Consider the following 8,926-nt stretch of genomic DNA (forward strand, 5'->3'; position numbering starts at 1 on the left):
GCGCCCTTCGTCTCGCGCTCTGGTAGCTGCCAACCTTGGTTGGCGCCCTTCGCCGGGCATGGCCCGGCGCTACCGTGCTTCGGGCGTTCCTTGATGGAACACCACCCGCCATCCCTGCGCATGCCGGCGCCACAGCGAACTGCGCAGCACCCAGCGCTGCGGCTGGCCGTCGAGGTGGTAGCGGCTGCGGTAACGCACCTGGGCCAGGTCCTGCGTCAGCAGCGAGACTGCGTATTGCTCCGATTCGATCTGCACCTGCGCCCGTTCCAGCGGAATCTCGGCCAGCGCCGCCGTACGGCCGTAGCACTGGCCGGAGCTGCCGATCTCGCTGAAATCCTCATCCAGCAGTTCCGCCAGCCGCGCGCGATCGCCGCGCACCTGCGGGGTGTGCAGCGCGCGTTCCAGATGTTCCAGCTCGGCAGCCAGCGCTGCATCAGCAGGCTGGCCAGAGGTGTTCACGGCGGATCCTGCGCCAGCACGTGCGGCGCCGTCGGGGTCGCCAGCGGCACGCACTGCCCCGGCTGCGCCACGCGGTGCCCACGCGCGGCCAACGCCTGGCCATCGGCCGCGCTGGCGTAGTGGTAGAGCATCATCCGCGACTGCAGCTCAGCGCTGTACTCGCGCTCGAGATCGTCCACGCCGGTGTGCGAAGGATTGCCATGCAGTCCGCAGTCGTGGGCGATCAGTTCGTTGTCGTTGGCAAAGCGCGCCAGCATCTCCGGAATCGGCCGGGTATCGCCGCTCCAGGTCAACGCGCCCTGCAGGCGTAGGCCATAGGCGGTCTCCGGCCAGTGGTGGCGTGCCGGGAACACTTCCAGGCGCACGCCCTCATGCCAGAACGCATCGCCCACCACGACCAGCTGGAAGGCATCCCAGAAGTTGGCGCCACCTTCGGCCAGCACGTTGGGGTAATCGCCCACGCGCTTGTGCAGCAGCGGCACCACGGTGGCCGGCACGTACAGGCGCACCTTGCCGCGCCGGTGCGTGTTGAAGAAGGTATCCACGAACAGCCGCTCGAAGCCGGCCACGTGGTCCAGGTGCACGTGGGTGACGAACAGCGCCTGCGGCAGGTGCCCGTAGTGCGCCTTGAAGGCGGTCAGGCCCTCGCCACCGCAATCGATGGTCAGCCACGGGCGGCCATCACGCTCGATGACCGACATGGGGGAACCCAGCTCGACCGCCGACGCATTGCCGACGCCGAGAAAACGCAACGACCAGTCCATCAGGTGCCCCGGTTCCAGGCCATGTCATAGGCGCGACGCAGCCGCGCGTAGTCTTTCTGCACGTCTTCCACGCTGCGCTCGCCACGCAGCTTGACCAGCGAACGCAGCAGGCGCTTGAGGTTGCGCTCGCGCCAGGCCGTGGCCGGGATGCGGATGACCCCGCGGTCGAAGTCGATCAGCCAGCCGTGGCCATTGCCATCGAACAGGATGTTGTGGGCGTTGAGGTCGGCATGGTCCAGGCCGGCGCGATGGAAGCGCGCGATCAGCCGGCCCGCCTCTTCCCACGGCGCGCCACGGCCGGCCACCAGCGCGCGGTCGGCCAGCGAGCGCACGCCCTCGATGCGTTCCATCAGGATGGCCGCGCGGTAGCGCATGCCTTCACGCATGTAGAAGGCCGCTACTGGCCGGGGCACCGGCAGCTTCTGCGCGCGCAGGGCGCGCATCAGCCGGAATTCGGCAAAACTACGGGTACGGTCGGCGCCGCGCCAGATGTACTGGTCCCGGCTGAGCTTGGCTGCCAGGCCGCCGCGCAGGTAGTGGCGCAGCACCCCGGGACCAAAGGAGGCATCGACGAACCAGGCACTGCCCCGCCCGCCTTCACCCACCGGTCGGGCCTTGCTGCCCCAGTGCTGGGGCGAGAACAGGCCGACGTCGGCTTGCCGCAGCCGCTCGCGGTCGAACAGAATGGCCCCGATGCCGCGACCCTCGCGGCATGGCGTCAGCGCTTCATTGGCGTCAAATACGACCATTCCATTGAGTCTAACAACACATGGCATCAGCGTCCTCATCCTTGTGCCTCCTGCGCCTGTCTGCTCTGGGGGATGTCACCCACGTTGTTCCCCTGGTGCGCACCCTGCAGGCCGCGCGCCCGGACACGCCGATCCACTGGATCATCGACAAGGTTGGCCACAAGCTGCTGGATGGCCTGCCTGGCGTGGTGTTCCACCCATACGACAAGAAGACCGGCATGGCCGGGGTCAAGGAGCTGCGCACGCAGCTGCCGCCGGGCCGCTTCGAAGCGCTGCTGCAGATGCAGGTCGCCTTCCGCGCGAACCTGCTGTCGGCCTTCATTCCGGCCGAGCGCCGCATCGGCTACGACCGCAGCCGTTCCAAGGACCTGCACGGATTGTTCGTCAACGAACGTATTCCCGACCGCCCGGGCATCCACGTGCTCGATGCCATCGGCAGCTTCTGCGAACCGCTGGGCCTGCGCCAGACCGAAGTGAGCTGGGATCTGGCCATTCCGCCGTCGGCCTACGAATGGGCGGCAGCGCAGTGGGCCGATGATGGCCGCCCGGTGCTGATGATCTCGCCGTGCTCCAGCCACGTCATGCGCAACTGGTACGCCGACCGCTATGCCGCCGTGGCCAACCATGCCAGCGCGCGTGGCTGGCAGGTGGTGCTGTGCGGTGGCCGCAGCGAACTGGAGCGCAGCATGGCCGATGCCATCCTCACCCAGCTGACGACGCCGGCGCTGGACCTGGTGGGCAGGGATACGCTGAAGCAGCTGCCGGCCCTGCTGGCCCGCGCCAATCTGGTGATGACGCCTGATTCGGGCCCGATGCATATCGCCAACGCGATGGGCGCCAAGGTGCTGGGCCTGCATGCGGCCAGCAACCCGCACCGCAGCGGCCCCTATTCCGACCGGCGCTACTGCGTGGACCGTTACGACGATGCCGCGCGCAAGTACCTGGGCAAGACCGCCGCCGATCTCAAGTGGGGCACCAAGATCGAGTTCGACGATGTGATGGAACTGATCACCGTCGAGGACGGCATCGCCGCCTTCGAACGCTACGTGGCCGATCACCTCGGCTGAGCGACCGGTGCGGGCCGCCCATGGCCCGCACCCTCCACGCAGGGCGTGGGATTACTTGTAGGACTTCTCTTCCACGTACGCCGAGCCCAGCGCCAGGTTGATCGCCTTCTTGATGCGCGCGCGCTCGTCATTGCGCAGGTAGACGCTGCGGGCCAGGTCGACGAACGCCTGGTCGAAGGCCTGGGCCTTCTCTTTCAGGCGGACCTCGTCCTCGATGTCCCACAGCTGCTCGTTGACCGCCTTCAGATCGGCACGCAGCTTGGCGATGTCCTTCACCGCCGCCGGGTGGCCCATCCAGGTGGTATCCAGCGCGGACAGCTCGCGGCGCACGTTGGCCAGCTTGCCTTCATCGCTGATGCGCTCGGACTTGATCTGCAGGATCGAGATCTTGTCGAGCAGCTCGCCAAAGGAAACAGGCACAAGGATTTCAGCGGTCATGGCAGCGCTCCAACAGGTGATGCGTACATGGTAACCCGCAGTGTGCGAACGGCATCCACGCAATGCACCCGTTCCAGCAAGACATCGGGTGGAACAAGCCCCTCTGTTGAGGGGCTGCCCCGACAGGGGCGGGGAGAGGCAGGCAAAGGGAGGGGCCCATGCGTTGCGCAGCAATGCATGGGGCGAAGCGCGCAAAGCGCGTTTCGCGTCCCGCGCCAGATTAAAAAAGAAGGGCTGCCTTTCGGCAGCCCTTCTTTTTTAATCTGGCGGAGAGGGGGGGATTCGAACCCCCGAGGCGCTATAAACGCCTGCCTGATTTCGAGTCAGGTACATTCAACCGCTCTGCCACCTCTCCAGGTGTTCCCCGGCGAACCGGGGACGCGCATCATACGAGGAAGCGCGGCAGACCACAAGCCATTGCGGCCCATCATGTGAAAATTTTCTGACTGAACGCCTTGCCGGATGTCCGCTTGGCCGTGATGATGCCGTTCTCCCCGGCATGACCCCGCCCAGCAACCACCATGATTGAATTCGGACACCTCACCCACCCTGGCCTGCGCCGCGAGCTCAACGAGGACACCTATTACGGTGACAGCGAGCTGGCCCTGTGGCTGGTGGCCGACGGCATGGGCGGGCACGCCTGCGGTGAGGTGGCCAGCGCCCTGGCACGCGAGACCATCGTCCGCGAGATCCGCCGCGGCGCGCCGCTGGCGCACGCCATCCGCACCGCCGACGAAGAGATCATCCGTGCGTCGCGTCGGCGCAACGACACCCTGCCGATGGGCACCACCGTGGTCGCCGCACGCGTGCAGGGCAACCGTTATGAAGTGGCCTGGGTGGGCGACAGCCGCGCCTACCTGTGGCGCGACGGCCAGCTGGCCCAGCTCAGCCAGGACCACAGCGTGGTGCAGGAACTGGTGGCGCAGGGCAACCTGACCGCCGAACAGGCGCGCGCCCACCCGCACCGCAACGTGGTCACCCAGGCCTTGGGCGTGACCGACCCGAACCATCTGAACGTGGCCACCACCAGCGGCGAACTGCGCCCGGGCATGCAGCTGCTGCTGTGCAGCGACGGCCTGACCGAAGACGTCGACGACCGCGACATCGCCCGCACCCTGGCCTACGACGATGCCAGCGCCCAGGAATGCGTGGACAGCCTGGTCGCCTCCGCATTGGACGGCGGCGGGTCGGACAACATCACCGTCATCCTGGTGCGCTGCCACTGATCCTGACGCTCGCACAGGGCGTCTGGAGGAGAGCCCCCTGAGTCAGGGGGCGGACGCGAAGCGGCGGGGGTGTGGGTGGTGATGAGACGGGGCCCACGATTTGCGGCGCAAATTGTGGGGCGTCAGCGCGAATGCGCTGGCGCGTCATCGGACAACATCACCGTCATCCTGGTGCGCTGCCATTAACCGGTAGATCCACGCCATGCGTGGATGACGCGTCGTGGATGCCGGTCCATGCCCGGCATCCCCCCGACCCCTTACGCGCTTGCGGCCTCTTCAACCTTCGGGCCATCCCACAACGCGTGGCCGGCCTTCTTGCGCAGGCGCTCCAGGCGCGCGGTGTGCGCCTCCAGCTCCGATGCCGTGGCCACCACGCGCGGGCGCGGCAGCAGCGCGCTGGTATCGAAGGCCAGCAGCGCGGCACCGTCGGCCCCGCTGTCGTCTTCCAGGCCGAAGCCGATCTCTTCCTGCCCCGAGGTCAGCGCGATGTAGACATCGCCCAGGATCTGCGCATCGAGCAGGCCGCCGTGCAGCGCACGGTGCGAGTTGTCCACGCCCAGGCGCCGGCACAGGGCGTCCAGCGAATTGCGCTGGCCGGGGAAGCGCTCGCGCGCCATCGCCAGGGTATCGATCACCGTGCAGCGGTCGGTGATCTTGCCGTACTGCGGCCCCAGCAGGGACAGCTCGTAATCCAGGAAGCCCAGGTCGAACGCCGCGTTGTGGATGATCAGCTCGGCGCCATCGATGAACGCAAGGAACTCATCGGCGATCTGCGCGAACTCGGGCTTGTCGGCCAGGAAATCCAGGCTCAGGCCGGTGACTTCCTGCGCACCCTGCTCGAAGTCGACGTCGGGCCGGATGTACTGGTGGTAGTTGTTGTTGGTCGGGCGGCGCTTGAACAGCTCCACGCAGCCGATTTCAACGATGCGGTTGCCTTTCTTCCATTCCAGGCCGGTGGTTTCGGTATCGAGGATGATCTGACGCATGGGCTCAGTTTACCGGGCTGCCGTCGCGGATCTGGATCGCGGCATTGCGCGCCAGGGTGTCGACCCGCTCATTGTCCGGGTCGCCGGAGTGGCCCTTCACCCAGCGCCAGTCGATCTGGTGCCGCAGCGTGGCCGCATGCAGGCGCTCCCACAGCTCGCGGTTCTTCACCGGGTCGCCGCCGGCCGTCTTCCAGTTCTTGCGGATCCAGCCCGGCATCCACTGGGTCAGGCCCTGCCGCACGTACTGCGAATCGGTGTAGAGCACGATGTCGCACGGCTCGGTCAGCGTCTCCAGCCCGGAAATGGCTGCCATCAGCTCCATCCGGTTGTTGGTGGTGTGCGCTTCGCCGCCGCTCAGTTCGCGCTCGTGGCCCTTGTAGCGCAGCAGAGCGGCCCAGCCACCGGGGCCGGGATTGCCGAGGCAGGAACCGTCGGTGTGGATTTCAATGGTTTTCAATACAACTCCAGATCAGGTAGCAACGGTGCCGTGCCAGCGCACCGGCAGCGGGGTCGGCCCGGGCAGGGCCAGCGTACGTTTTTCGGCATGGAACAGGCAGGCCGCGCGCAGCGGCGCCCAGCGCGCGCGACGGCGGCTGCCAGCCCCCTGCCACAGCGGCCCCAGGTAGCGGGTGTCATCGCATTCCAGCCCATGGCGGGCCAGCAGCAGGCGCAGCCGCTGCGGCGTGCGCACCACCAGCCCATGCTGGCGCCAGCGGGTGCGGTACGGGCTGAACGGGTTGAGGCTGCTCAGCCACAGCTGGCCACCGGGCATCAGCACGCGCGAGCATTCATCCAGCAGGTAATCGGCATCGGCGGCGGTCACGTGCTGCAGCACGATGGCGTTGACGCTCTCGTTGGCCAGCGGCAGCGGCAGCGCGCAGCGGGTATCACCGGCATAGCCGGCGCCGTCGCGGTACAGGCGCAGGCCGCGGCCGCCCAGCTGCGCATCCTCCAGCCAGGATGCCGTGGGGGCGATCCACAGCCAGGGCTGGGACGGCAGGGTGGCCAGCCGTGGCAGCAGCAGCTGGCGCTCGAGCACGCGCAGGGCCGCCGCCGGCTCGCTGTCGAACCACGGCACCAGGCTCGCTTGACGGTGGCTCTGCAGCAGGGGCATGGTCCAATTCTATGCGACTGACTGCCCTGCCCGCATTTGCGGATAACTACATCTGGATGCTGATCGCCGACGATGGCGCCGCCGTGGTCGTCGACCCCGGCGATGCCGCGCCCGTGCTGGCCCTGGCCGACCAAGGCCTGCGCGTGGACACCATCCTGCTGACCCACCACCACGACGACCACCTCGGCGGCGTACCCGCGCTGCAGGCGCGTTTTCCCAGCGCACGGGTCATCGCTCCGGTCGAGGAGCGGATCCCGACGGCCACCGAGCGGGTGGGCGAAGGTGAACGCGTTCAGGCACTAGGCCGGATGTTCCACGTACTATCCGTGCCCGGGCATACCCGCAGCCACATCGCGTTTCACACCGCTGAACATCTTTTCAGCGGAGATTCGTTGTTCAGCCTGGGCTGTGGACGCCTGTTCGAAGGTACGCCGTCCCAGCTGCTGGCGTCGATGCGCAAGCTGGGTACCTTGCCCGTGCAACTGCTGCTTTGTTGCGCCCATGAGTACACCGTGTCAAATGCCGTCTTCGCGCGGCATGTCGACCCCGCCAACGCTGCCCTGTGGCAGCGCCAAGAGGAGGCTTTGGCCATGCGCCGCGATGACCGTTCCACCCTGCCGGTAACCCTGGCCAACGAACTGGACTGCAATCCGTTCCTGCGTGTGCACACCGCGCCGATCCGCGCGGCGGTGTCGGCGCACCTGGGGCGCGATGTCGTTGACGACGTCGATGTCATGGCCGGTCTCCGGCACTGGAAAGACGGCTTCCGCGCATGATGCGCCGAAGTCTGCCGCTGGCCCTGGGCCTTGTCCTGGGGCTGGCCGGAAACGCGGGCGCGCAGTCGCTGGGTGCCGGCATCAGCCAGAACCTGACCGCCGCGTCGGCCGTGCCGATGGACCCGGCCCTGCTGCCGGCCGCGTCGGTCCGCAACGGCCAGGAGATCTTCGCCAGCTTCCGCGAGGGCCTGGCCGAACCGACCTGTGACGCTGACGCAACCAGCCCGCGCTGGCAGAAGCAGTTTGCCCACGCCCCCTCACGCCTGGCCAACCAGGATGACGATGCGCTGGTGCTGTTCGGCTATGTGGTCGAAGAACTGCGCAAGGCCAGCCTGCCCACCGAATTCGCGCTCATCCCGTTCGTGGAGAGCGGCTACCGCCCCAACGCCCGCAACGGCAGCGGCCCGACCGGCCTGTGGCAGTTCATCGCCACCACCGCGCGCAACCACCGCGTGCCGATGGCCAACGGCTACGACGGCCGCCTCTCGGCGGTCGATTCCACCCAGGCCGCGGTGCGCTACCTGAAGACCCTGCACGGCATGTTCGGCGGCGATTGGCGCCTGGCGACCATGGCCTACAACGCCGGCGAGTACCGCGTGCTGCAGTCGATGCGCAAGGCGGGGATGAACGCCCAGAACGCCAAGCCGGCCGCCCTGCCCGGCCTGTCGCCGGTCACCCATGCCTACGTCGAAAAGCTGCATGCCCTGGCCTGTGTGCTGGAGGATGCCGAAGACGAACCCGGCGTGATGGCCTCGCTGGACCGTACCGTGCCCGTACTGAAGGGCCACACCCTGCCAGCGGGCACCAGCGTGCAGCAGTGGGCCGCGCAGCGTGCGCTGGACCCGAACCGCATTGCCCGCCTGAACCCGGCCCTGGCCGGCAGCAGCCGCCCGTCAGGCACCACCCGCGTGCTGGCCCCGGTGGCCGCGGCCTCCGCGCCGGTGTCCGATATTGCCTCGGTGGCCACCGCCGCGGGCGCGGCCACCGCCACTGCAAGCCTGCAGCCGGCCCCGCAGGTCGCCAAGGTCGTGGCCAGCGCCGCTGACCGCCCGCGCAACCGCCGCCACACCGTGCGCAATGGCGAATCGGCGTGGACCATCGCCCGCCGCTACGGCATGCCGGTCAAGGCACTGCTGTCATTGAACGGCCTGAGCGGCAGCGCCGTACTGAAGCCTGGCGCCGTGCTGCGCATCGAAGACTGATCGCGGCGCTCCGCTGTCTGTAGAGGTCGAGCCTGCTCGACCGCTCTTCCGCTCTCCGTAGAGTCGAGCTTGCTCGGCTGCTCTTCCGCTCTCCGTAGAGTGGGGGGGGGGGGGGGGGGGGGGGGGGGGGGGGGGGGGGGGGGGG

General features: G+C 68.0%; 11 protein-coding genes and 1 tRNA gene. 4 read left to right on the forward strand and 8 right to left on the reverse strand.

The genetic code is table 11. The features are described 5' to 3' along the window. Nucleotides 1-69: 69 nt before the first annotated feature. The 3 genes from IAE41_RS09655 to IAE41_RS09665 are packed head-to-tail and all read right to left on the reverse strand — an operon-like array spanning nt 70 to nt 1,972. On the reverse strand, nt 70-459 hold the full coding sequence (locus tag IAE41_RS09655; RefSeq protein ID WP_200732966.1) for a nuclear transport factor 2 family protein: 390 nt from the start codon (nt 457-459) through the stop codon (nt 70-72). Next, nucleotides 456-1,223, reverse strand: coding sequence for an MBL fold metallo-hydrolase (locus IAE41_RS09660; protein WP_079220827.1), 768 nt, complete (start codon nt 1,221-1,223; stop codon nt 456-458). The genes IAE41_RS09655 and IAE41_RS09660 overlap by 4 nt, the downstream gene beginning before the upstream one ends. Further along, nucleotides 1,223-1,972: a 3-deoxy-D-manno-octulosonic acid kinase gene (locus IAE41_RS09665; protein ID WP_200732967.1), complete on the reverse strand. Its 750-nt coding sequence runs from the start codon at nt 1,970-1,972 to the stop codon at nt 1,223-1,225. Before IAE41_RS09665 ends, IAE41_RS09660 begins: the two co-directional genes overlap by 1 nt. A 20-nt stretch (nt 1,973-1,992) precedes the next feature. Between IAE41_RS09665 and IAE41_RS09670 the strand changes: the two genes are divergently transcribed. Further along, complete coding sequence (locus IAE41_RS09670; protein ID WP_200732968.1) at nt 1,993-3,039, forward strand: glycosyltransferase family 9 protein; 1,047 nt, start codon at nt 1,993-1,995, stop codon at nt 3,037-3,039. Between the two features lie 51 nt (nt 3,040-3,090). On the opposite strand, the gene IAE41_RS09675 is transcribed toward IAE41_RS09670, so the two are convergent. Both IAE41_RS09675 and IAE41_RS09680 read right to left on the reverse strand, forming a co-directional pair. Then, a complete protein-coding gene (locus IAE41_RS09675; protein WP_079220825.1) occupies nt 3,091-3,477 on the reverse strand; it encodes a DUF6165 family protein in 387 nt (128 codons plus the stop codon). A 264-nt stretch (nt 3,478-3,741) separates the two neighbouring features. Beyond that, a tRNA-Ser gene (locus IAE41_RS09680) sits at nt 3,742-3,832 on the reverse strand. A gap of 166 nt (nt 3,833-3,998) precedes the next feature. Here IAE41_RS09680 and IAE41_RS09685 point away from each other — a divergent pair. After that, nucleotides 3,999-4,703, forward strand: a complete 705-nt coding sequence (locus tag IAE41_RS09685; protein ID WP_079220824.1) for a protein phosphatase 2C domain-containing protein — start codon at nt 3,999-4,001, stop codon at nt 4,701-4,703. Nucleotides 4,704-4,960: 257 nt separating this feature from the next. Here the strand turns inward: IAE41_RS09685 and dnaQ are convergent, their stop codons facing one another. The 3 genes from dnaQ to IAE41_RS09700 are packed head-to-tail and all read right to left on the reverse strand — an operon-like array spanning nt 4,961 to nt 6,803. Further along, nucleotides 4,961-5,689 carry a DNA polymerase III subunit epsilon gene (gene dnaQ / locus IAE41_RS09690; RefSeq protein ID WP_108758281.1) on the reverse strand — a complete coding sequence of 243 codons (729 nt, stop codon included), beginning with the start codon at nt 5,687-5,689 and terminating at the stop codon, nt 4,961-4,963. A 4-nt stretch (nt 5,690-5,693) separates the two neighbouring features. Further along, entirely contained in the window at nt 5,694-6,146 is a 453-nt protein-coding gene (gene rnhA, locus IAE41_RS09695) for a ribonuclease HI (protein WP_079220822.1), read from the reverse strand. A gap of 12 nt (nt 6,147-6,158) precedes the next feature. Next, nucleotides 6,159-6,803, reverse strand: coding sequence for a class I SAM-dependent methyltransferase (locus IAE41_RS09700; protein WP_200732969.1), 645 nt, complete (start codon nt 6,801-6,803; stop codon nt 6,159-6,161). An 11-nt stretch (nt 6,804-6,814) separates the two neighbouring features. On the opposite strand from IAE41_RS09700, the gene gloB reads away from it, so the two are divergent. Both gloB and IAE41_RS09710 read left to right on the forward strand, forming a co-directional pair. Continuing rightward, on the forward strand, nt 6,815-7,579 hold the full coding sequence (gene gloB / locus IAE41_RS09705) for a hydroxyacylglutathione hydrolase (RefSeq protein WP_200732970.1): 765 nt from the start codon (nt 6,815-6,817) through the stop codon (nt 7,577-7,579). Continuing rightward, nucleotides 7,576-8,781 carry a lytic transglycosylase domain-containing protein gene (locus tag IAE41_RS09710; RefSeq protein ID WP_200732971.1) on the forward strand — a complete coding sequence of 402 codons (1,206 nt, stop codon included), beginning with the start codon at nt 7,576-7,578 and terminating at the stop codon, nt 8,779-8,781. The genes gloB and IAE41_RS09710 overlap by 4 nt, the downstream gene beginning before the upstream one ends. The last annotated feature ends 145 nt before the right edge of the window (nt 8,782-8,926 follow it).

The organism is Stenotrophomonas sp. S39, assembly GCF_016624665.1.
In the GTDB taxonomy this organism is placed as follows: Bacteria; Pseudomonadota; Gammaproteobacteria; order Xanthomonadales; family Xanthomonadaceae; genus Stenotrophomonas.

Coding starts and splice junctions, on each gene's coding strand:
- IAE41_RS09660 (WP_079220827.1), bottom strand. CDS start 1,223: ATGGACTGGTCGTTGCGTTTTCTCGGCGTCGGCAATGCGTCGGCGGTC.
- IAE41_RS09665 (WP_200732967.1), bottom strand. CDS start 1,972: ATGGTCGTATTTGACGCCAATGAAGCGCTGACGCCATGCCGCGAGGGT.
- IAE41_RS09670 (WP_200732968.1), top strand. CDS start 1,993: ATGGCATCAGCGTCCTCATCCTTGTGCCTCCTGCGCCTGTCTGCTCTG.
- IAE41_RS09675 (WP_079220825.1), bottom strand. CDS start 3,477: ATGACCGCTGAAATCCTTGTGCCTGTTTCCTTTGGCGAGCTGCTCGAC.
- IAE41_RS09685 (WP_079220824.1), top strand. CDS start 3,999: ATGATTGAATTCGGACACCTCACCCACCCTGGCCTGCGCCGCGAGCTC.
- dnaQ (WP_108758281.1), bottom strand. CDS start 5,689: ATGCGTCAGATCATCCTCGATACCGAAACCACCGGCCTGGAATGGAAG.
- IAE41_RS09700 (WP_200732969.1), bottom strand. CDS start 6,803: ATGCCCCTGCTGCAGAGCCACCGTCAAGCGAGCCTGGTGCCGTGGTTC.
- gloB (WP_200732970.1), top strand. CDS start 6,815: ATGCGACTGACTGCCCTGCCCGCATTTGCGGATAACTACATCTGGATG.
- IAE41_RS09710 (WP_200732971.1), top strand. CDS start 7,576: ATGATGCGCCGAAGTCTGCCGCTGGCCCTGGGCCTTGTCCTGGGGCTG.